At 68.1% G+C, this 22,202-nt stretch carries 16 protein-coding genes and 1 pseudogene; 7 read left to right on the forward strand and 10 right to left on the reverse strand.

All coding sequences use genetic code 11. The annotated features are described in order from the left end of the window. Positions 1-52: 52 nt before the first annotated feature. Positions 53-1,526 (reverse strand): annotated as a pseudogene (locus C4F17_RS28790) (aminotransferase-like domain-containing protein). 321 nt (positions 1,527-1,847) lie between these two features. Continuing rightward, positions 1,848-2,816, reverse strand: a complete 969-nt coding sequence (locus C4F17_RS28795) for a LysR family transcriptional regulator (protein WP_106937900.1) — start codon at positions 2,814-2,816, stop codon at positions 1,848-1,850. A 102-nt stretch (positions 2,817-2,918) separates the two neighbouring features. On the opposite strand from C4F17_RS28795, the gene C4F17_RS28800 reads away from it, so the two are divergent. Both C4F17_RS28800 and ggt read left to right on the forward strand, forming a co-directional pair. Beyond that, complete coding sequence (locus C4F17_RS28800) at positions 2,919-3,905, forward strand: Bug family tripartite tricarboxylate transporter substrate binding protein (protein WP_106937901.1); 987 nt, start codon at positions 2,919-2,921, stop codon at positions 3,903-3,905. A 17-nt stretch (positions 3,906-3,922) separates the two neighbouring features. Next, positions 3,923-5,539 carry a gamma-glutamyltransferase gene (ggt, locus tag C4F17_RS28805; protein ID WP_106937902.1) on the forward strand — a complete coding sequence of 539 codons (1,617 nt, stop codon included), beginning with the start codon at positions 3,923-3,925 and terminating at the stop codon, positions 5,537-5,539. Between the two features lie 7 nt (positions 5,540-5,546). Here ggt and C4F17_RS33785 read toward each other — a convergent pair whose 3' ends face one another. The 7 genes from C4F17_RS33785 to glgX form a co-directional block, all read right to left on the reverse strand. Then, positions 5,547-6,884, reverse strand: coding sequence for a methyl-accepting chemotaxis protein (locus C4F17_RS33785; RefSeq protein WP_106937903.1), 1,338 nt, complete (start codon positions 6,882-6,884; stop codon positions 5,547-5,549). A gap of 106 nt (positions 6,885-6,990) precedes the next feature. Next, positions 6,991-8,466, reverse strand: a complete 1,476-nt coding sequence (locus C4F17_RS28815) for a helix-turn-helix transcriptional regulator (protein WP_106937904.1) — start codon at positions 8,464-8,466, stop codon at positions 6,991-6,993. A gap of 84 nt (positions 8,467-8,550) precedes the next feature. Beyond that, positions 8,551-9,531 (reverse strand): hypothetical protein, encoded by a 981-nt coding sequence (locus tag C4F17_RS28820; RefSeq protein WP_106937905.1) that lies wholly within the window; start codon positions 9,529-9,531, stop codon positions 8,551-8,553. 29 nt (positions 9,532-9,560) lie between these two features. Then, on the reverse strand, positions 9,561-9,809 hold the full coding sequence (locus C4F17_RS28825; protein WP_081271008.1) for a CsbD family protein: 249 nt from the start codon (positions 9,807-9,809) through the stop codon (positions 9,561-9,563). A gap of 54 nt (positions 9,810-9,863) precedes the next feature. After that, positions 9,864-10,055, reverse strand: coding sequence for a CsbD family protein (locus C4F17_RS28830; protein ID WP_081271009.1), 192 nt, complete (start codon positions 10,053-10,055; stop codon positions 9,864-9,866). 217 nt (positions 10,056-10,272) lie between these two features. Then, the gene (locus C4F17_RS28835) at positions 10,273-11,964 is read right to left on the reverse strand and encodes a lactonase family protein (RefSeq protein ID WP_106937906.1); all 1,692 of its coding nucleotides are present in this window, start codon (positions 11,962-11,964) and stop codon (positions 10,273-10,275) included. A gap of 204 nt (positions 11,965-12,168) precedes the next feature. Then, the gene (glgX, locus tag C4F17_RS28840; RefSeq protein ID WP_106937907.1) at positions 12,169-14,313 is read right to left on the reverse strand and encodes a glycogen debranching protein GlgX; all 2,145 of its coding nucleotides are present in this window, start codon (positions 14,311-14,313) and stop codon (positions 12,169-12,171) included. A gap of 192 nt (positions 14,314-14,505) precedes the next feature. Between glgX and C4F17_RS28845 the strand changes: the two genes are divergently transcribed. The 3 genes from C4F17_RS28845 to C4F17_RS28855 are packed head-to-tail and all read left to right on the forward strand — an operon-like array spanning position 14,506 to position 17,821. Beyond that, entirely contained in the window at positions 14,506-16,224 is a 1,719-nt protein-coding gene (locus C4F17_RS28845; RefSeq protein ID WP_106937908.1) for a molecular chaperone HscC, read from the forward strand. Positions 16,225-16,229: 5 nt separating this feature from the next. Beyond that, positions 16,230-17,558, forward strand: coding sequence for a J domain-containing protein (locus C4F17_RS28850; RefSeq protein ID WP_159053767.1), 1,329 nt, complete (start codon positions 16,230-16,232; stop codon positions 17,556-17,558). Continuing rightward, positions 17,555-17,821: a hypothetical protein gene (locus C4F17_RS28855; RefSeq protein ID WP_106937910.1), complete on the forward strand. Its 267-nt coding sequence runs from the start codon at positions 17,555-17,557 to the stop codon at positions 17,819-17,821. The genes C4F17_RS28850 and C4F17_RS28855 overlap by 4 nt, the downstream gene beginning before the upstream one ends. A 13-nt stretch (positions 17,822-17,834) precedes the next feature. Here the strand turns inward: C4F17_RS28855 and C4F17_RS28860 are convergent, their stop codons facing one another. After that, positions 17,835-20,273, reverse strand: coding sequence for a catalase (locus C4F17_RS28860; protein WP_106937911.1), 2,439 nt, complete (start codon positions 20,271-20,273; stop codon positions 17,835-17,837). Between the two features lie 125 nt (positions 20,274-20,398). Between C4F17_RS28860 and C4F17_RS28865 the strand changes: the two genes are divergently transcribed. Both C4F17_RS28865 and C4F17_RS33005 read left to right on the forward strand, forming a co-directional pair. Next, on the forward strand, positions 20,399-21,571 hold the full coding sequence (locus tag C4F17_RS28865) for a PAS domain-containing sensor histidine kinase (protein ID WP_106937912.1): 1,173 nt from the start codon (positions 20,399-20,401) through the stop codon (positions 21,569-21,571). A 182-nt stretch (positions 21,572-21,753) separates the two neighbouring features. Beyond that, positions 21,754-22,200, forward strand: a complete 447-nt coding sequence (locus C4F17_RS33005; protein WP_159053768.1) for a DUF2934 domain-containing protein — start codon at positions 21,754-21,756, stop codon at positions 22,198-22,200. Positions 22,201-22,202: the final 2 nt, after the last annotated feature.

A 22,202-nucleotide genomic window follows, 5' to 3' on the forward strand; every position in this document is an offset into this window, starting at 1 on the left:
GTCCCGCAGCCACTGCTGGCGGCGTGTGCAGCTGCGGGCCCGAACGACCGGATCAGATCGACGGTCGAGAAGCCGTCGCGTCGCGCGGTGCGTCGTCGACCAGCCTTGCCAGCGTGCGCATGGCGCGTTCCAGCGTTTCATTCCAGGGCTGGCCGCAGGTCAACCGGATGTGGTGCCGGAACTCCGCCCGCGCAGAGAACATCGGCCCCGGGGCCAGGCTGATGTGCTGCGCCAGCGCGGCGCCGTGCAAGGCGATCGCGTCGACGCCGCTGGGCAGCTCGACCCACACGAAATAGCCGCCCGCCGGCCGCACGACCCGCGTTCCGTCCGGAAAAAGCCGGTTCACGGCGTCGAACAGGCTGTTGCGCTGCGCCTGCAACGACATTCGCAGGCCTCGCAAGTGCCGGTCGTAGCCACCTTCCTGGAGGTACGCTGCCAGCGCCGCCTGCACCGGGATCGAACCCGACAGGCTCGTCGACAACTTCAGCCGTTCGACCTCGCGTGTGAAACGGCCGGGCGCGGCCCAGCCCACGCGGTAGCCTGGAGCCAGGCACTTGGAAAACGACGAGCAGTGCAGCACCAGGCCGCGCCGGTCGAAGGCCTTGGCCGGCAGCGGGGCGACCTTGCCTTCGTAAAGCTCGGCATAGACGTCGTCTTCGATCAACGGCACATCGTGCCGGGCGAGCAGCGCGACGAGGTCGCGCTTCTTCGCTTCGGGCATCAGGCTGCCCAGGGGGTTCTGAAAGGTCGTCATCAGCCAGCAGGCCTTCGGACTGTGGAGCGCCATCACCTGCGCCAGACGACCGAGATCGATGCCCTCGCGCACATGGGTCGGCACTTCGATGGCGCGCAGGCCCAGCCGCTGCAGCGCCTGCAAGGCCACGTAGAAGGTGGGGGACTCCACCACCACAGCGTCGCCGGGCCGCGCCACCGCATTGAGGCACAGGTTCAATGCGTCCATCGCTCCGTGGGTGAGCACGATCTCGTCGGTGGCCACGGCAAAGCCTTGGCGCAGATAGCGTTTCGCGATCTCGCGTTTGAGCTGCTGATTGCCGGGCGGCAGGTCTTCGACCATGCGCCAGGGGTCGAGCCGCCGCATGCTGGTGACCAGGGCGCGCCGCAACCTGTCCAGCGGAAACAGCGTCGGGCTGAGGAACGCAGAACCCAGAGGCACGATGTTGCGCGCGCGCGCGCGCGGAGCCGAGGCACGCGTAGATCAGGTCGTTGATCTCGACAGGCTGCGATCCGGATCGCGGTTGCGAGATTTCCGGTTCCCGCAGCGACGTGCCGTCGGCGCGAGCCGTGACGAAGTAGCCCGACCGTGGCACCGCACGCACCAGGCCGCGCGATTCGAGCAGATAGTAGGCCTGGAACACCGTGCTCGCGCTCAAGCCCCGGCTGGAACAGGCCTGGCGCACGGAAGGCAGGCGGTCGCCAGGGCGCAGCACGCCACCGGCAATCTGCTGCTCGAGCTCCAGAGCCAGAAGTTCGTACCGCGTCGAAGCAGCGTCCGGACGATGGGGCATGGTGTGGGCACCGCGCCTCGGTCGACTGCCGGCTGGGTGGGTGGGTTTCTGGCAGTCTATCGATTGCGCCCTGCGATGCAAGCAGCGTTCACGATGCCAGGCATCCAACGGCGCGGTGGCAAGCTCGCGTCTGCCGCGATCAACGCCCGGCAGCCAGCCGGTACTCAAGCCGCTGAATCAGCCGGCCCAGCTCCGCCATGTCCGTGCCGTTGAGCGCCGGACCCGGCCGACGCACATAGGCCGATCGGATCGCGCCTGCGTTCGAACGTACCGGGCCGTGACGCACCGCAAGCCGCGCGCTCGAGGAGAGTGGCGTGGGCGCTAAGCGCCAGGCGGCGCCTGCACCGGCACACCAGGCACGCCCCGCGCATGCGCCTTCAGGCAGGCGACGAAGTCCATGAGGGTGGCCGAGGCGTGCTCGCGGTTCCAGACCACGGTGATGGGGCCGAACCGGATGTTCGAATCGACCGCGACTTTCCTGAACAGCCCCAGCGAGGCCATGTAGTCCGCCATGGATTCCGAACACGCGCCCACGTAGTCACCCTTTTGCAGCAGCGCCTGCATCATGGCCAGCGAGGCGGTTTCCGCCTTGGGCACCAGCCACGATGCCTGTTGCTCGATGAGGTAGGCATCCATCTGGATGCGCGTGAGGGTGCCGACGGGCGGCATCACCCACTTCTCGCGCAGCACGTCGGCGAAGTCCAGCACCCGGTTGCTGCCCCAGTGCCTGCTGCCCTGCCCGATGACGATGCTCACCCGGTCGTCGAACAGCACCTGGTGTGCCAGCTGCGGCTGGTGCGCCCGCGCATCCAGGACACCGATGACGGCATCCATGGCACGCGTCTCCAGGCCCTTGAGCAGGTTGTCGAACGGCCCGTCGTGGATGGACACGGCCACGTCGGCGTGCCGCTGCTGGAAAGCGGCCACAGCCTCGGGCAGGCCGCCGGCGATGCCTGCCCAGACGCTGCCTACGTTCAGGCGCGGCACGCGCCCCGCCGCCACCGCATGCATCTCGCGGCCCGTGCGGGCGACGTCGCCCAGCACCGTGAGCGCCAGCCGCCTGAGCAGGTGCCCGGCCGGCGTGAGCTGCACCTTGCGCCCGCGCACCACCAGCGGCGTGCCCGCCACGCGTTCCAGCTCGGCCAGCCAGTGCGACATGGCCGACTGCGTCATGTGCAGCCGCGCCGCCGCCTCGGTCAGCGTGCCCGCTTCGTCCAGCACCAGGAACGACTCCAGGTGCCGCACCTTGATGCTTCGCGCCCAGGACGCGCCGTCCGATCGATCAATCATGAGTAAACCTTCATGCACACATTGTGCATTTTCACTAGGAGAGCGACAGGGTCGTCATGAAAATACCTTCATCTTTCATGACAGCCCTCTGAGGAAGCCCCCGTGCCCCAACCCATCACGCACATCTCCAGGATCCTGATCGGTGCCGCGCTCGCGGCCGTCGCGGCCGCCACCGCGTACGCGCAGGCAAGCTACCCCAGCCGGCCGGTGCGCCTGGTCGTATCGCAAGCCCCGGGCGGCAGCAGCGACACCATCGCGCGCTTGTGGGCCGAACACGCCGGCAAGGCCATCGGCGCCACCATCGTGGTGGAGAACAAGCCCGGTGCGGGCGGCCTCATCGCCGCGCAGAACGCGCTGAATGCGCCCGCCGACGGCTACACCCTGCTGCTGGGCAGCGTCTCGCTGATGGTGCTCAACCAGTTCACCTACAAGCCGCTGCCTTACAACCCCGAGAAGGACTTCGTGGGCGTGTCCATGCTGACCACCGTGCCCTTCGTGCTGTCGGCCAACCCGGCCACGGGCATCAAGACGCTCAAGGATCTGACGGAAAAAGCCAAGGCGGCGCCCGGCAAGCTGAACTTCGCCTCCGCCGGCCTGGGCAACTCCACGCACCTGGCCGTCGAACTGGTGGACAACGCCCTGGGCATTTCGATGACCCACATCCCCTACAAGGGCGAGGCCGACGGCGTGCTGGCCACCATCGGCGGGCAGACGGAGGTGATGGCGCCGGTGTATGGCACGGCCTTGCCCCACATCAAGAACCACAAGCTCAATCCGCTGGCCGTGCTGGCACCGCAGCGCACCCCTGAGCTGCCCGATGTGCCCACGCTGGGCGAACTGGGCGTGAAGGGTTTCGACAACATGGGCTGGAGCGCCGTGGTGGCGCGCGCCGGCACGCCGGCCGACATCGTGGAAAAGCTCAACAAGGCCACGCAGGCCTTCCACAAGAGCCCCGACGTGCAGGCCAAGCTCAAGAGCATGGGCGTGATCCCCCTGTCAGGCCCTTCGGCGCTGGTGATGGAGACGACGGTGCGTGACGCCAAGGCCTGGGGCCCCACGCTCGAAGCGCTGAACCTCAGCGCCAAATGAACCGGCAAGCAACGCCCATGAACAAAGAAGCCATGGTGGTCTGCCCGCAGCCGGAGGCCGCCGAATCGGGCATCGACATCCTGCGCGCGGGCGGAAACGCGGTCGATGCCGCCGTGGCCACCGCGCTGGCCCAGACGGTGGTCGATCCGCTGATGTGCGGCATCGCGGGTTTCGGTACCGCCGCCGTCTACCTGCCCGGCGCCCAGGTGCATGAATATTTCGACTTCCACTCGCCCGCGCCGCTGGCCGCCAGGGAGGACATGTGGGAGCACCTGCTGGAGGGCGAGACGCGGGACGGCTTCGGCTTCATCCTCCAGGGCCGTGTCAACGACATCGGCCCCCAGTCCATCGGCACGCCGGCCACGCTCAAGGGCCTGGAGGCGATGCACCAGGCGCACGGCCGCCTGCCGTGGCGCCAGGTGGTGGAGCCGGCGATCCGCTGGGCGGCGGACGGCTACTTCGTGCGCCCCGGCATGCACGCCTTCTGGATCGACGAGCCGGCCATGGGCCGCGTCGGCAACCTCGAACGCCTGCAATACAGCGACGAGGGCCGCCAGCTCTACTGCCGCCCCGACGGGCGCCCCAAGCCCATCGGCGCGCCGCTGCGCAACGACGGCATGGCCGCCGTGCTGCGCCAGATTGCCGAGGAAGGCGCGCGGCCGTTCTACGAAGGCGACCTGGCGCAGCGGATGGTGGCGCACCTGCAGTCGCTGGGCGCGCTGCTCACGCTCGACGACCTGGCCCGGTACCAAGTGCAGCGCAACCCGCCGCTGGTGGGCCGCTACCGCGACCGCACCGTCACCACCAACCAGCCGCCGGGCGGCGGCGCCATGCTGCTGGAGATGCTCAACATCCTCGAGCACTTCGACCTGGCGGGCATGGAGCACAACAGCCCCGGCTACCTGCAGCGGGTGTGCGAGGCCATGAAGAAGGCGACCATCGACAAGGACCGCTGCATCGGGGATCCGAAGTTCTTCGACGTGCCGCTGGAACAGCTGCTGTCCAAGGACATGGCGCGCGAAGTGGCTGAGCAGATCCGCACGGGCCACCGCTTCAACGTGGAGCGCGTGAACCCCGGCGCGCCGGTGCCCCGCGACACCACCCACCTGAGCGTGGTGGACGCCGACGGCAATGCGGTCTCGCTGACCCACTCGCTGGCCATGCCCTCGGGCATCATCACCCCGGGCATGGGCTTCCTGTACAACGGCTGCATGGGCGTGTTCGACCCGCGCCCGGGCCGCGCCGGCAGCATCCGGCCGGGCAAGAGCCGCTTCACATCGTCGTGCCCCACCATGACCTTCAAGGACGGCGCGCTCGACGTGGTGCTCGGCGCCCCCGGCGGCACGCAGATCGCCATGGGCGTGCTGCAGGTGCTGCTCAACGTGATCGACCACGGCATGGAGATGCAGGCCGCCGTGTCGGCGCCGCGCTTCTCGTCCACCAGCAATGCCATCGACGTGTGCAACCGCATTCCGCGTTCCACCACGCGCGCGCTCGAAACACAGGGCTACACGATCGGCCGCAACCCGTACAACTACACGATCGGCTGGGTGCACGGCGTGCAGGTGCAGGCCGACGGCCTGCATGGCGGCGCGGACCCCGGCCGCGACGGCGTGGCGTACCGGCTGCGCTGACGCCCGTTCAGGCCCGGCTGCCCGCGGCCTCCAGCCGAGCCATCGCCTCGTGGACCGCGCCCAGGCGCACATCCTGGCTGCGCGAGGCGTCGACGATCGCCTCCATGATCCGGGAAGCTTGCTGAGCCGATTGCTGGATCTCCCGTATCACGCGGCCCGACGCCTGCACCTTCTCGTTGCCGGCCTGCACGCGGGCCGTCGAGGCGGAGACCAGCCCGCCGATCTCTCGCGCGGCGGCGGCGCTGCGGTGCGCGAGGCTGCGCACCTCGCCCGCGACCACGGCAAACCCGCGGCCCTGTTCGCCCGCGCGCGCGGCCTCCACCGCCGCGTTGAGCGCGAGCATGTTGGTCTGGAAGGCGATGCCGTCGATCAGGCCCACGATATCGGCGATGCGCTTGGAGTCGGCCTGGATCTGCTGCATGGCCGCCATGGCGTCCGCCGAGGCATCCGCGCCATCGAGCGCGACGCTGGCCACCTGGCGGGTGTGCGAATGGGCGTCGCCCGCCTGGCTGGCGCTGTGCCTGACCAGCTGCTTCAGTTCCTCGAACGCGCCTTGCACCATGCGCGTCGCTTCGAAGCGGGCGGTGATGTCGGTGGCGTACTTGACCACCTTGAACGGCTGGCCGGCCTGGTCGAGCACCGGGTTGTAGTTGGCCTCGATCCACACCGTGTTGCCCTCGCGGCCGACACGCTCGAACTGGCCCTGGTGGAACTGCCCGCGCGCCAGGTGCTGCCAGAAGGCCTTGTACGCGGCGCCCTGGCGTTCGTCGGGGCGCACGAACATGCTGTGGTGCCGGCCGACGACATCGCTTTCGTGGCGGTAGCCCATCGCATCCAGGAAGTTGCGGTTGGCACGCAGGATGCGGCCCTGGAGGTCGAATTCGATCACGGCCTGCGCGCGCCCGACCGCGGCCAGCTGGCTTTGCGATTCCGCGTCGCGCAGCACCTGCCCGGAGATGTCCATGGCGTACTTGACGACCCGCACCACCTTGCCTGCGCCATCGAGCACGGGGCTGTAGTTGGCCTGCAACCAGACCTCGCCGCCGTTGCCGGCGATGCGCCTGCAGCGCCCGACGAAGGGCTCGCCGCGCCGCAGCCGGTTCCAGAACTGTGCGTAGTCGCCGGAATGCCGCTCGGCCGGGTCGACGAACATGCTGTGGTGCCGGCCCTTGATTGCGTCGAGCGAATAGCCCATCAGCGCCAGGAAGGGCTCATTGGCGAACACCACGTCACCCTGCGGCGTGAACTCGATCACGGCCTGGTTGCGGTAGAGCGACTGGAGCTGGCGCCGTGCGGAAACACGCCGGCCCGAAAGGAACGAAACCAGGGAGCGGAAGGAAGTCATGGTCGATCTGAGTACGATTTGATTAATCTACTCATCGACGGTTGGCCTGGGTGTAGGAAACGAGCGCAAAGGCTCGCGCCGCCCCCACGGCGGGCGCTCCTCGGGCCTAGCTCTGCGCCTGCTTCGACGCCACGAAGCATCCATGGTCGCGCGCCCAGAGCAGCGCTTCGCCCCGGCTGTGGACATCCAGCTTGGCGTAGATGGTCGCGACGTGATTGCGCACGGTGCTCAGCGCCACGCCGAGTTCTTTCGCGATCTCCTTGTCCGAATGCCCCCGGCACAGCGAATCGAAGACGTCGCGTTCACGCTTCGTGAGATCCCCGAGTTCTGCAGAGTTGCCGGCGCGCTTCACATTCGCCAGCTTCTCGATGAGCGATCGGCTGAACCAGGAGGCGTCCTGCATCACCGTCTCGATGGCGCTGACCAGTTCGAGTTCGGAGCGCTTGCGATCGGTGATGTCCAGCCACGCGAGAAGCACGCAATCCTGGCCGTTGATGGTGACCGTCTCGGCCGACACCAGCGCGTCGATCGCATCGCCCTCCTTGCGGCCGATCCTGAAATCGGCGTTCCTCACGCTGCCGCCCGGGGCGAGCCGCTGCGCGATCTTCGATGGGACTTCGCCCGGCCAGACCCCGGCCTCCTCGCCGGCCCGTCCCACGACGTCCTCGCTCGCGTAGCCTGTGGCGGCGCTGAACGCCTCGTTGATGTCCAGGAAGACCAGGTCCTCCGCCCTGAGCACCGCGCTGGGCACGGGCAGCATGCGAAACGCCTTCTGGAACCGTTCCTCGCTCTGGCGCAGGGTGCTCTCGGCCTTGCGCCGCGGTTCCAGGTCCATGAAGGTGAAGAGCATGCAGGCCTCTTCACCGATGTCGATCGGCTGGCCCGCCACCACCACCGGCTTGTGGCCGCCATCGGGCAGCCGAAGCTCGGCCTCCATCTGCGGGATGGTGCCGCCTTCACCGAGCCGCTCCACTGCCAGGTCGCGCCTGTCGGCGTTCTCGAAAACATCGAGCTGGTACACCGAGCGCCCGATGACCTGCTCGCGCACGTAGCCGGTCATCTCCAGGAAGCCCTGGTTGACCTTGATGTAGCGCTGGTCGCTCAGCCGGCAGATCACGGCCGGCGCCGGGTTGGCATTGAAGGTCTTCTCGAAGCGGTTCTCGGCGCTGGCCCACTCGCTGGCGTCGTGCAGGATCAGCGCCAGGCAGTCGGGCTCGCCGTCGCTGTTGGTCAGGACCAGGCTGCGCACGCGGTGCACCCAGTTGACGTTGTCGTCGTGCGCCGGAAACACCTCCACGATCACGTCGCTGAAGCATTCGCCGGCGATCACCCGCTCGATGGGGTACTGGCCTTCCTGCAGCGGATGGTTGTTGCGATATCGCAGGCGAAACCGCTCGCGGTACTGCGTGACGTCGGCGCCCAGTTCGGCCACCTTGTCCACGCCGTGCATCTTCAGGGCGGCCTCGTTGGCCCAGACGATGCGCTGATCGGGCTCGATCAGCATCACACCCTCGGTGAGCCCGGTGATGATCTGCTGGAGCTGGCGCCTGTCGGTCTGGGTCTGTAGAACGCGATCGTTCATGGTGTAGGTCTTGATCGGCGGAAGTCCCGCATGCGCGCCATTACAACCCGGCTCGCGATGCGGGAGCTTGCGTTGCCTCGTGCGTCAGTCGCGCACGCTGCGCCGGCCCAGGAAGCCCGCGCCGCCCGACACCAGGACACCCAGCAACAGCGCGATCACGCCGGCCCAGGCCGCATGGCTCACGCCCTTGGCCGCGGCATCACCGGCCTCGCGGGCCTTCTGCTCGGCTTGCTGCTTGAAGGCGTCGTACTTCGCCACCGCCTGGTTGAAGCTCTGCTCGTAGTTGTCGGCGATCTGCTGGGCTTCGGCGCGGCTCTTGCCGGTGCGCGCCGCAATGATGTTCACCAGCGCGTCCTTGTCCGCCGCATCGAGGCCGGGCTGCGCCTTCTGGCGCAGGCGATCGAAGAAGGCCGCGAGGTCGTCCGCCGATGTCTGCGGCGCGGTGGCCGCGTCGGCGGCGGTCGCCTTGCCGTCGCTGGCCGCCGCGCGGGCGTCGGCCTTCAGCTTGTCAGGGTCCAGCGCGGGCTTGCCGGTCTGGCGCAGCAGGGTTTCCAGCTGGGCGCGGGCGTCCGACATGTCGAAGCTGATCCCGTTCTTCTGCAGCTGGTCCTTCACGCCCGAAGCCAGCGTGGGCGCGGCGGCCGCCACGCCCTGGCCGGCGAGCGACAGGCCGGTGCCCGCCACACCCGAGGCCGCACCGATGACGCCGCCTGCGAGCATCGAGAGGGCATAGACCGTGACCAGCGTCGTCACCGCCCAGCACAGCACGCCATGCAGGATGCCCTTGCCCGGTGCCGAGCGCCCTGCGAAGAAGGCGCCCACGGCCAGCGCGATGAGCGTGGAGGCGCCGACCCACAGGCCGGTTCCCATGCCGAAGCCCGCGAGCGGATTGCGCTCGCGCAGCGCGTCGATGGAGCCGGTGCCCACGGCCGTGCCAAGCACGCCCAGGAACAGGTAAGTCGCCAGCGCAAGGAACAGGCCGACGAAGACCGCGCCCCAGGACACGCGCCCCCGATAGACCTCGGCGGAATGCGGCAGGAGCACCGTTGCAGTTGTGGTTGTCATGTTCTTCTCTCCCGTGGAATGCACGCGTCTCAGCGCTTGGCCCAGAGGGCGCCCAGGACGAAGCTCACGCTGGCCACCACCGCGAGGGTCGCGACGGGGTTGACCACCGCCGACTCACGCACCTGGTCGAGCACGGCGCCATAGCCCTGTTGTGCCTTGCCGGCCACCTGCCTGGCCTTGCCTTCCAACTGGGTCGCGGTGTCGCCGGTGGCGGCGCCGAATGCGTCCTGGACGCGGCCTGCGATGTTCTGCATCGTTCCTTCAGCTTTTTCAAACATGTCTATTTCCTTCGTGGTGAGTTGATGTGGATGGGATATCGGCGAGCCACCGAACTACTTGCGCAGCTTGTCGGCGGCGTCCTTGGCCGCTTCCTGCGTCTTGCCGACGCCTTCCTGGGCCTTGCCGGCCAGCTTCTCGGCCGCGCCTTCGACTTCGAGGCGCTTGTTGCCGGTGACCTTGCCCAGCGCTTCCTTGACCGATCCCTTGACCTGCTTGAGATTGCCGTCGACCGTGTCCTTGTTCATCTCGTGATCTCCAAAGGTTGCCCGTGCGGAATTGCCCGAGGCGTTCGCATCAGCAGCGAATGAGGAAATCGTAGATTCGCGAAGGGCTTCGAAACACAGACAGATGCACTAGAAGACGTAGTGCATTTGCCCCGATTCGGGACGTGATTCTTCAGGGAGCGTAGGACGACCGGCAGCCCATGCGTGGGAGCCACGCCCACGGCCGGTTTTGATGGCCCTACTTCGTGAGCGCGACGTATTGGGGACTGGTGCCGCCCGACGGAAACTGGACCGGGCTCGACAAGGCGCCGGTGACCGGATCGATGTCGAAGACCGAGACCGTGCTGGATATCTGGTTGGCGGTGTAGACACGGCGGCCGGTGCGGTCCACGCTGATCGACGTCGGCCCCGACCCTCCGGTCGCGAAGGGACTGCCGGCCAGCGGCGTCGGCACGCCGGTGCGTGCGTCGATGGCGAACGCCGACACGTTCGCAGCGTTGACGTTGGCGACGTAGACGAATCGCCCTGTCGGATCGATGCCGAGGCCGCGTCCGGCCATTCCGGTGTCGACCGAGGCAACCTGCGTCAGCGTGCCCGCCCGCGGATCGATGGCATACGCGATGAGCCTGGAAGGCGCAGGGTTGGGGGCTATTGCCGCCACGTAGGCAAACCGTCCGGAGGGTTCCAGCGCAACGTTGAATGCCTGCAGTCCGACCGGCAGGACAACGCTCTGCACGGGCCCGCTCAATGCGCCGGAGGTCGCATCGATGGCGAGCACGTCGACGCTGCCATCGAGGTGCGGAAGGTACGCGAACCGGCTAGCGCCATCGATGGCCATCCAGAAGTCGTTGGGCGAGCCACCGGTGGCGAAGGAAGTTGCCGCGCCAAGCTGCCCCGTGGCGCTGTCGATCGCGAACTGCACGACACTGCGGTTGCCCAGCACATAGGCGAAACGGCCCTGCGGTTCGATGGCAATGAACCTGGCGCTGTTGACGAAGACAGTCTGCACAAGCAGCAGCGCGCCAGTGCCCGGGTCGATCGAGAACACGAAGACGGTGCTGCTCAGCAAGCCGGCGACATACGCGTAGCGCCCCGAGGGGTCCACCGTCATGTGCTGCGGCGAGCTGCCTGCGGCCACCGTCGTGGGCGCCGGCAGCGAGCCGCCAGCGCCGATCTCGAATGCGCTCGCGTTGTTCGAGCCTTCGTTGGGCGTGTAGGCGAAACGCGAAAGGCCGACGTCCGTGCAACGCACTTCGACGGACGTGACGTCGGACGCGCCCACGGTACCGAACGCACCGTGCGCCACGCACGTCTGCGCCGCCGCGGGCTGCGTCTTCACGGTGACGCCATAACCGGCACCGCTGGCCACCGGCGTGGCGAAGCTGAAAGTGCCGTTGGCCGTGACCGTCAAGTCGTCGCCCGCATTGTTCTGCAGCACCACCCGGTCGCCGCCCGCAAGCTTCGTGACCTTGACACTCACATTGAACGCGGCAGCCGAGCACACGACCGCGATGTCGCCCACGTCGGCCTCGCCCACCGTGCCCGCGCCGCGGTTGACCGTGCAAGTCTGTGGCGGGTTGGCGGGCTGCTGCTTCACCGTGACTGCGTAGCTGGCGCCCTTGGCACGACGGTCCCCGAAAACGAAGCGGCCGTCCGCCGCGACCGCCACGTCGGCCGAGCCGGCCTGCTGCAGCACCAGCCCGCTGCCCACGAGGCCGCTGACGCTGCCGCCCACGGCGTACGTGGACGCCTGCACCGCGGGCGTGCCGCCACTGCCAGCGCCCCCGATCGGCAGCGGGAAGGCCGAAAACCCGGACCCTCCGCCACCACCGCCGCCGCACGAGAGCACGGCGAGCGGCAACAGCAGCAGCGATGCCTTTTGCAAAAGACGCAAAGAGGTGGCGGCGCGGATGCTGCTGGTCAAAGGCATGTCGACTTACTCTAAGAAACAATTGGCGCAACAATGTTACTTGAGTCCGCCGGCGCGCAGGCGCTGCGTCAGCCGGGTAAGGTGGTCGATGACGAACCGATGGTCCGGATGCTGGTCACCGAGGTGCTCCAGGATGACCAAGCCCTTTCCGGCCGAAGCCTTGGCGGCGCGGGTGCAGGAGATGCCGGCGCAGCCCTGAGGCGATCACTCGGACGCGCGCGGCGCGCTCAGGAAAACCAGGACCGAACGGCCGGTCGCAAGATATTCCTCGAAGGTCTCGTTCGATGAACCGTTCGCGTCGTTGTTCGTTTCCATGGCCAGCGTCCAGGGCTCGCCGGGTGCGGGGGGAAGCTTGAAAGGCACCGCGTCCTGCCAGCCGTTGAAGATGACGAGCGCGCTGGTGTCGTGCGCGGGCCGGTCGACCGCCGACACGGGCGCTCTGCCATCCAGAAGCAGCGCGAACGACCGCGTCTGCGTGTCCTCCCAGTGCGCGGGCGTCATCTCGTTGCCGTCGGGAGCGAACCAGGCGGCGTCCTTGGCGCCGCCCTCTCCTCCGAATGTCGCTCCCGTCAGGAAGCGATTGCGGCGCAGCACGGGGGTCTGCCTGCGAAGCGCCAGCAGCTTCTGCGTGAAGCCGCGCAATGCGCGTGCAGCGTCCGTGCCTGCAGCCTCCCAGTCCACCCACGAAATATCGTCGTCCTGGCAGTACGCGTTGTTGTTGCCCTTTTGAGTTCGCCCGAACTCATCGCCGGCCAGCAGCATCGGCGTGCCTTGGGACAGGAACAGCGTGGCCAGCTGGTTTCGCTGCTGCCGCGCGCGCAGTGCAAGGATCTGGGGGTCGTCGGTAGGACCTTCGGCGCCGCAGTTCCAGCTGCGGTTGTCCGAATGGCCATCGCGGTTGTCTTCGCCGTTGGCTTCGTTGTGCCGCTCGTTGTAGCTCACGGTATCGGCCAGCGTGAACCCGTCGTGCGCGCTGATGAAGTTCACCGACGCCCAGGGGCGGCGGCCGCGGTTGTTGAAGCGGTCGGCACTGGCCGTGACGCAGGAAGCCAGTTTGGGCGCCATGGCTTCATCGCCTTTCCAGAATGCACGCACCGTGTCGCGGAACTGGTCGTTCCACTCGGCCCATCCCGGCGGAAAGCCGCCGACCTGGTAGCCGCCCGGGCCGATGTCCCACGGCTCCGCGATGAGCTTCACGCTGGAGAGCACCGGATCCTGCCGGCAGCTCTTCAGGAAGCCGCCGCCTTCGTCGAAGCCGTGCGGCTCGCGCGCCAGGATCGTGGCCAGGTCGAAGCGAAAGCCGTCCACGCGCATTTCGGTCACCCAGTACCGCAGGCTGTCCGTGACCATCTGGAGCACACGCGGATGGCTCAGGTTGACGGTGTTGCCGGTGCCCGTGTCGTTGATGTAGTAGCGCGGCTCGTTCGGCATCAGGCGGTAGTAGCTCGCGTTGTCGATGCCCTTGAAGGAAATGGTCGGGCCCAGTTCGTTGCCCTCGGGCGTGTGGTTGTAGACCACGTCGAGGATCACCTCGAGCCCCTGGCTGTGGAAACGGTCCACCATGTGCTTGAACTCGTCGATGTGCGGACCGTCCATGTAGCGCTGGTCCAGCGCGAAGAAGCCGATCGTGTCGTAGCCCCAGAAGTTGGTCAGTCCCTTGTCCGTCAGGAACGGCTGGTTCAGAAAATACTGGATCGGCAGCAGCTCGACGCTGGTAACGCCCAGCTCACGCATCCCGGCGATCACCGCATCCTGCGCCATGCCCGCGAAGGTGCCTCTGAGGTTCTCGGGCACGCCCGGGTGGCGCATCGTGAAGCCGCGAACATGGGTTTCATAGAACACCGTGTCGCTCCAGGGCACCATCGGTCCCTGGGGCTGCGACCACGCGAACTTCGAATCCACGACCACGCATTTCGGCATGAAGGGCGCGCTGTCGCGCTCGTCGAAGCTCAGGTCGCCATCCGGGTGGCCCACGGTGTAGCCGAACAGCTCGGGTCCCCATTTGAGCTCGCCCATGTGGGCCTTGGCATAGGGATCGAGCAGGAGCTTGTGGTGATTGAAGCGGTGGCCCTTCTCCGGCTCATAGGGGCCATGAACACGCAGGCCATAGCGAGCGCCGGGCTGCAGGCCCGGGATGAAGCCGTGCCACACCTCGTCGGTGTATTCCGGCAGGGTGACACAGCCCAGTTCCTTTTCACCGGCCTCGTCGTAGATGCAGACGTCGACCCGGGTCGCATGCGCCGAAAAGACGGCGAAGTTGACCCCGTCGTCTCGATACGTGGCCCCAAGCGGATAAGCATGGCCCTCCTCCGCAGAATATTTGGCGTTGGCGTCGGAAGCAGTGGACATGTCGGCGTACCCGAGTTTCAGAGGGTGAGAGCGTCACCGTACGGCCCGGCAACGAACATCGGATAGACCGCTGAGCAAACGTAGGACCACATGGATGCGCTCCAGTCTTTGCGAACACGCGCACCGGAACAGCACGCGCGTACGGCATCATGGCGGCCTCGCGCCACCCTGAAGCAGAAGAGGACCTCGTTGATGATCATCGGTATCGACCTGGGCACCACCCACAGCCTGGCCGCCGTCTGGAAGGACGGCCGCCCTCACCTCGTGGTGAACGCGCTGGGCGCCTACCTGACGCCCTCTTGCGTGAGCATCGACGCCGACGGCAGCGTGCTGGTGGGCCAGGCCGCGCGCGACCGGCTTCAGACGCACCCCGCGGTGACGGCGTCGCTCTTCAAGCGCTACATGGGCAGCGACAAGACCTTCCAGCTCGGCGCACGGAGCTTTCGCGCCGAGGAGCTGTCGTCGCTGGTGCTGCGCTCGCTGAAGGCCGACGCCGAGGCCATGCTGGGCGAGCCGGTGACCGAGGCGGTGATCACCGTGCCGGCCTACTTCTCCGACAGCCAGCGCAAGGCCACGCGCATCGCAGGCCAGCTCGCGGGGCTGCAGGTGGAGCGGCTGGTCAACGAGCCCACCGCTGCCGCGCTGGCCTACGGGCTGCACCAGGACGAAGACGCGACCCAGTTCCTGGTCTTCGACCTGGGCGGCGGCACCTTCGACGTGTCGATCCTCGAAATGTTCGAGGGCGTGATGGAAGTGCGTGCCACGGCCGGCGACAACTTCCTCGGCGGCGAAGACTTCGTCAACGAGATCGTGCAGCTGTTCTTCGCCGACACCGGCCTGCCCGAGGCCGCGCGCGCCGACGGCGGGTTCATGCAGCAGCTGGTGGCGCGCGCCGAGCTGGCCAAGCGTGCGCTGTCGGAGAGCGAGAGCGCCATGCTCACGCTCCACTGGCAAGACCGCGAGCACACGCTGGCCCTCACGCAGGAGCGCTTTCGCGCCATCAGCGAACCGCTGCTGGCGCGGCTGCGCGGCCCGGTCGAACGCGCGCTGCGCGACGCCAGCATCCGCGCGGGCGAGATCGACAACGTGGTGCTCGCCGGCGGCGCGACACGCTCGCCCGTGGTGCGGCAGATGGTCACGCGCATGTTCGGCCGCTTTCCCGCGATGGACATCAACCCCGACGAGGTGGTGGCGCTCGGCGCCGCCGTGATGGCCGGCCTGAAGGCGCGCGACCTGGCGCTCAAGGAAGTGGTGATGACCGACGTGTGCCCCTACACGCTGGGCGTGGAGACCGTGCACCGCATGCCTGGCGGCGGCGAGGTCGACGGCTATTTCTCGCCCATCATCGAGCGCAACACCGTGGTGCCGGCAAGCCGCGTCAAGAGCTACGTTCCGGTGCGCGAAGGGCAGCGCCTGCTCGCGCTGGAGATCTTCCAGGGCGAGGCGCGGCTGGTGCGCGACAACATCAGGCTCGGCGTGCTCGAAGTGCCGCTGCCGCCCGGCCCGCGCGCCGAAGCCAGCGTCGAGGTGCGCTTCACCTACGACGTGAATGGCCTGCTGGAGGTCGAGGCGACCGTCGTGTCCACGAAGGAAGTGCACCGGCTGGTGATTCAGGGCAACAGCGGCGTGCTCAGCGAACTGGAGATCGCCGCGCGCCTGAGCCAGCTGGCCGAACTCAAGATCCACCCGCGCGACAAGGCCGAGAACCGTGCGCTGGTGGCGCAGGCCGAGCGCGTGTTCCAGCAGTTGCGCGGAGACGCCCGTGAACGGCTGGGCGACGATATCTCGCGTTTCGAACTCACGCTCGAATCCCAGGACGAGCGGCAGATCCGTTCGGCGCGCGAGCGGCTGCGCAAGGCCGTGGGCTTCTTCGAGCGCGACAGCCACTTCGATCCGGACTTCGTGTTTTGAGCGCCGTGACAGCCGCTTTCGAGCGCCTCGGCCTGGCGCCGACGCGCGACGCCAAGGCCATCAAGCGCGCCTATGCGGCGGCGCTGAAGGCCATCGACCAAGGCAGCGAGCGCGAGGCCTTCGAGCGGCTGCGCCAGGCTTACGAGCAGGCGCTGGCCTGGGCCGCGCAGGCGGACGACGAGCAGGAAAGTGAGGACGAGCCTGACATCTCTCCGCATTCCACGCCCGTTGCGCCGCCGGCCGATCCGCCCCGCATGGATGAGCCCTTGCCTGCCGCGACCGTCTCGCCCACGCCCGACGAAGCAAGGCAAGCGCTGCGCCACTGGACCGAGCAGTTGCGCGATGCGCCCCCCGAGGCCGTCGCGGACGTTTTCGAAGCGGCGCTGGCCGACCCGCGGCTGCTGCATCTGGACAGCCACGCGCAGCTCGAGGCCCGCATCGCCGATCTGCTGCACGACGATCCCGCCGGGCGGGCCGCGCTGTTCGACACCGCGGCGCTGCGCTTTCACTGGGCCGATCGCAACGCCCGGCCGATTGCCAGCACTGCGGCCGCGCACTGGATTTCGCGCGTGATCAACCAGGGCCTGCAGTGGCAAGCACAGGCGCCGGCCGTGACTGACCTGCAAAAGCAGGCGCTCGATGCGGCTGCGCGCGTGGCCTCGCCCGGGCCTGCGCAGGCGCGCCTTGCGCCGGCGCTCGACGACATGGCGCGCGACTTTCCCGACTGGTTCGCGCTGCACCTCGCCGCGCAGGGCCACGCCCATCTGCCGGCATGGCTGGCGTTGCACGCCAGGCTCGCATCGCGGTGGGCCGGACAGATCGAGCGGCAGCAACGCTATTTCGGCACGCGCGGCAAGACCGTGCGCACGCTGCTGGGCGGATTCTTCGTGCTGCTGCTGGCCGCGGCCGTACTTTCCGGCGTGATGAGCCGCATGACCGGCGGCCCTGCGCCCGCGGTCGTGGCCGTCCCCACGAGCGCACTTTCCGCCACGCCCGAAGCGGTGCTGGCCTACGAGATCACCGGCGCCGTGACGCGCGACAGCTGCGAGAGCACCGAGGAATTCGTGCACGAGTCCAACTGGCTTCAGGTCGGCGACAGTGACGCGGTCGCGCTGCTGGCCACGCGCGCCATGCGCTGCCAGGACAAGGGCCTGTGGTCGCGCAAGGACGACGCGCTGATGGCCTGCCTGCGCGCCGAGCGTGCCGCGGCGCTGGCAGCGGGCCGCGTCGAGGACGCACCGCGCTGCCTGCCGTCCGGGCCCCGGGTAGCCGGCGAAAAGCCCGAGCCGGCACGCCCCGAAAATCAAGGTTCTCGACAAAAGGAAAGTCGATGAACAAGCCCGCCCGAATGCTCATGCTTGCTGGCGTTGTCGCGCTGTTGATTGGCGCTTTCCTCGCCTTTGCCGGCGGGCCGCCGGAAGCAGCCTTCGCCACCGCGATGACCGCGACCGACGCCAACGCGGCAGCCAGGGCGATCAGCGCGGCCAACAACAGCGAGATCGGCGGCAACGCCTTGGCCATGTTCCTCATGGGCTTTGGCGTCGTGCTGCTGGTCGGGTTCGCGAAGGCGCGAAAGGGCCAGGACCGGCTTTCCTGATCGCCCGCGCCGATCAGGCCCGTGGCGGGTCGTTCTCGCGTCCGAACTGGCGTGGGCCGCCCACGGCCGTGATGAAAGCGGTGATGGCGTCGTCCACACTGGCGGCGTCGGCCAGGATCAGCCCCGGATCTGGCTCCCCCTCGGGCATCGTCAGCGGGATCTGTGCTTGAGCGAGCAGAGCTTCCGACGCGCCGAGCGCCAGGATGGTCTTGCAGTGCCAGTACTGGTCGCGCAGGAATTCGAGCGTGTGCGCGTCGGCATCGAGCGCCTCCACGGCCTGCGCGCCATCGGGCAGCACGAGCGCGTCGAAGAGGAAGCCTGGGGAGTTTTCCATGGTCGCATCGACCGCGAACTTCTGTCCGCCGGCGCCCACGCAGGTGCCAAGCCGCGCACCCACGAGCCGCGGCACCGCACCCTCGGCCACCAGCGCTGCAATCACGTTCTCCAGCGACGCGCCTTCCACGCCGTTGGCCACCAGCACCGCCACCTTGCGCGTGCGGATGCCGCCGTCACCCGGGCGTGCCGTCAGCGACAGCGCGGGCGACTGTTCCACCTCAGGCGTGGCGGGCGTTTCCAGCGCCTTCGGCATCGGTGCCGGAAGCTCCATGCCGAGGTCCTGCGCCAGGCGCTGCGCCAGGTCGGGCGCGGCGTTCATCAGCATGGAGACCACCCGCTCACGAATGGCGGGCACCGTGACCTTCGACAGCTCGAAGCGGAACGCATTGCCGATGTGGGCCTGCTCCACTTCGGTCTGGCTCTCGAAGAACAGCCGCGCCTGCGTGTAGTGGTCCGCGAACTTCTCGGGCTTGATGCGTACCTTGTCCGCGCTCTCCTTGGCGTCGACACGCCGTGCCACGCTCATGAAGCCCTGCGCCGCGCCGGCCTGGAACGGGCAGCCGCCGGCCAGCGAGTTGGGCTCGTAGGCCACGCGCCCGCGATGGATGGCCTGGCGGTGCATGCCGTCGCGCTGGTTGTTGTGCACCTGCGCGATCGGCGCATTGATCGGCAGCTCGTGGAAATTCGGGCCGCCCAGGCGGCTGATCTGCGTGTCCACGTAAGAGTGGATGCGCCCCGCCAGCAGCGGGTCGTTCGTGAAGTCGATGCCGGGGACGACGTGCGCCGTGCAGAAAGCCACCTGCTCGGTCTCCGCGAAGAAGTTGTCGGGGTTCCGGTTGAGCACCAGGCGCCCGACGATCTGCACCGGCACGAGCTCTTCGGGGATCAGCTTGGTGGCATCCAGGATGTCGAAGCTGAACTGCTCGGCCTGCTCCTCGGTGAAGATCTGCAGGCCGAGCTCCCACTCGGGGTATTCACCTGCGTCGATGGCCTCCCACAGGTCGCGCCGATGAAAGTCGGGATCGGCGCCGGAGATCTTTACGGCCTCCTCCCACACCAGCGAGTGCGTGCCCAGCTTGGGCTGCCAGTGGAACTTCACCAGCACGCTCTCGCCGGCGTCGTTGACGAGGCGGAAGGTGTGCACCCCGAAGCCCTGCATCATGCGGTAGCTGCGCGGAATGGCGCGGTCGCTCATCTGCCACATGAGCATGTGAGTCGACTCGGGCATCAGCGAGACGAAGTCCCAGAAGGTGTCGTGCGCGCTCGCGGCCTGCGGCATCTGGTGGTGCGGCTCCGGCTTCACCGCGTGCACGAGGTCGGGGAACTTCATCGCGTCCTGGATGAAGAACACCGGCATGTTGTTGCCGACCAGGTCCCAGTTGCCCTCGTCGGTGTAGAACTTCACGGCGAAGCCGCGCACGTCGCGCGCGGTGTCCTTGGAGCCGCGCTCGCCGGCCACCGTCGAGAAGCGCACGAACACCGGCGTGACCTTGCCCGCCTCCTTGAAGGGCGCGGCCTTGGTGTACTGCGTGAGCGGCTCGTAGCACTCGAAGAAGCCGTGCGCGCCGGAACCGCGCGCATGCACGATGCGCTCGGGAATGCGTTCGTGATCGAAGTGCGTGAGCTTCTCGCGCAGGATGAAGTCTTCGAGCAGCACCGGCCCGCGCGCACCCGCCTTGAGCGAGTTCTGGTTGTCCGCGATGTGCACGCCCTGGTTGGTCGTGAGCACCTGGCCGCTCGAATCGACGCGCACGCGATCGAGCGTGCCGATGGTCGCGTTGAGCGCCTCCAGCGCGACGGCGCCGATCTTGTCCGACGCATTGGCTTCGGACAGCGTGCTGGCGCCAGGCAGGCGCGAAGGCGGCGCCACTGTCACGCCTGCCGGTGTCGACTGCGCGTTGGCCTCGCCGTGCTCGAGCGGCTTGTTGACGTTCGCGGTCATGCCGCTGGCCAGCGCCTGCGTGTCGATTGCGCGCTGCGCGGGCGCATCGCCCTTGCCGGCGGCTGCGGGCGCCGGGCTCGCGGGCCCGCCGTCGGTGTTGCGTGCCGCGGCGCGCGCCGCGAGGATTTCGGCTGCGCTCGAGGCTGCCGCTTTGACTGGGGGCTTTTTGGACATGATTGGCTCGTGAAGTGAGCGGGCGATGCTGGGCGTGCATCCGAAGCCTCCATGTAGGAGGCCGCCGCACGGCGCGCGGTAAGCGCGCTGACGCGGGGCGCACGCGCCGTGTCTACGATGGGTCGATGACCACGCCCGACGAGGAAGCACCTCACACCCCCCCTGCGAACGGTGCGCGGGCCACCGCGACGCCCGTCGACCCTGCACGGGCTGCGGTCCTTCTCTGGCAGCAGTCGCCGGACATCGCGTTCGCCGTGCTCGACACGGCGGGCACGATCACCGCCTGGCGAGGTGCCGCTGCGGCGCTCTTCGGCTATGCCGAAGACGACATCGTGGGGCAGCCCATCGATGTGTTGTTCGTGGCCGAGGACCGCGCCCTGGGCCTGCCCGCGCTCGAGCGCCAGGTCGCGGTTTCCGCGAACCGCTCGGAAGACGACCGTTGGCATCTGCGCAAGGACGGGGCGCGCATCTGGGTCACCGGCAGCATGGTCGCGCTGCGGGAACAGGGCGTGCATGTCGGGTTCGTGAAGGTGATGGCGGACCGCACCAACCTGCGCGCGCAGATCGAGACCACGGAGAACCGGCTGCAGGGCGCGCACGATGCGATCCACGGGCGCGACGCATTCTTCGGCCGGCTGGTGCACGAAGTGCGCAACGCCCTCGGGCCGATGGGCATGGCCGCCGAGATCATGGCCAGGAAGGGGCTGGTGACCGATGAACTGGCCGGCCCGGCAGGCGTGGTCAATCACCAGATCATCCTGCTGGAGCGGATGATGAAAGACCTGGCCGAGGTGGTGCGCTTCGGCGCAGGCAAGCTCAGCCTGAGCAAGACGCGCTTCGACCTCGGGGCGGAGATCGAGAAGATCGCGGCCGTCGTGCTCTCGGAGGCGAACAAGAAGCAGCACGTGGTCTCGGTGCTGGTGCCGCCCGTGCCCGTGCCGGTGGTGGCGGACCGGCAGCGGGTTCACCAGATCGTGTTCAACCTGCTTCACAACGCCATCAAGTACACCCCGCCGGGCGGCAGCATCTGGCTGCGCTGCACGGTCGAGATCGACCACGCGGTGATCAGGGTGGAGGACACCGGCATCGGCATCGATCCGTCCCTGCTGCCGGTGATCTTCGAGCTGTTCACCCAGGAGAATCCGCAGAACTCCGAAGGCGGCTTCGGCGTCGGGCTGTCGCTGGTCAGGGATCTGGTCCACGCGCACGGCGGCTTCGTGGATGTGCGCTGCGACGGCAAGGGCCATGGCAGCGAGTTCAGCGTTCGCCTTCCGCTGAACCCGGGCGACGACGCCTGATCATCGGGTGTCCCGGGCCGTGCGGCACGTGCGGTCGGCGGCGCAACGAACTCCAATCTCATACAGCCAGTGCTGAAGTGCGCCTACGCCGGGGCATCCCCGTGCGCTCGAATCTTCAGACGTGCACGGCCCTCGACGGCCCTTGGCCGGCACCTCTGAACACCAGCACACAGGAGAACGACATGAGCGATACCCTCGTCAGCGGTTCCGGCGACGGAACCCGCCCCGCCACCAGCGGCGGCGTCGACAACATGGGAGCGGGCAAGAGCTTCACCGGCAGGAAGACCGCCGCGGGCGAGGACGTGTCCGGTCCCGGTCCGACCGAGCGCATGCAGGACAAGCGCAAAAACGTGGCCGCCACGAAGCAGGACGACTCCGCGGCGTTCGGCCTGACCGAGGACCTGACGCCGGCGCCCAATCGCGAGCCCGGTGCAGGCCAAGGCAACGCGCCGGATGACGCGCCCGGCGAAGTCTCGCGCGAGGAAGCGATCCGGCGCGCCGCCTACGACGCCTACCAGCGGCGTGAGCGAGAAGGCGGCGGCGCCGGCAGCGAAGAGCAGGACTGGCTGCAGGCCGAGCAGGAAATCGACCGGAAGGCGAACGCCTCCAACCCGACGCGAGGAACCTGACC

The sequence above is a fragment of the Variovorax sp. PMC12 genome (assembly GCF_003019815.1).
Lineage (GTDB): Bacteria > Pseudomonadota > Gammaproteobacteria > Burkholderiales > Burkholderiaceae_C > Variovorax.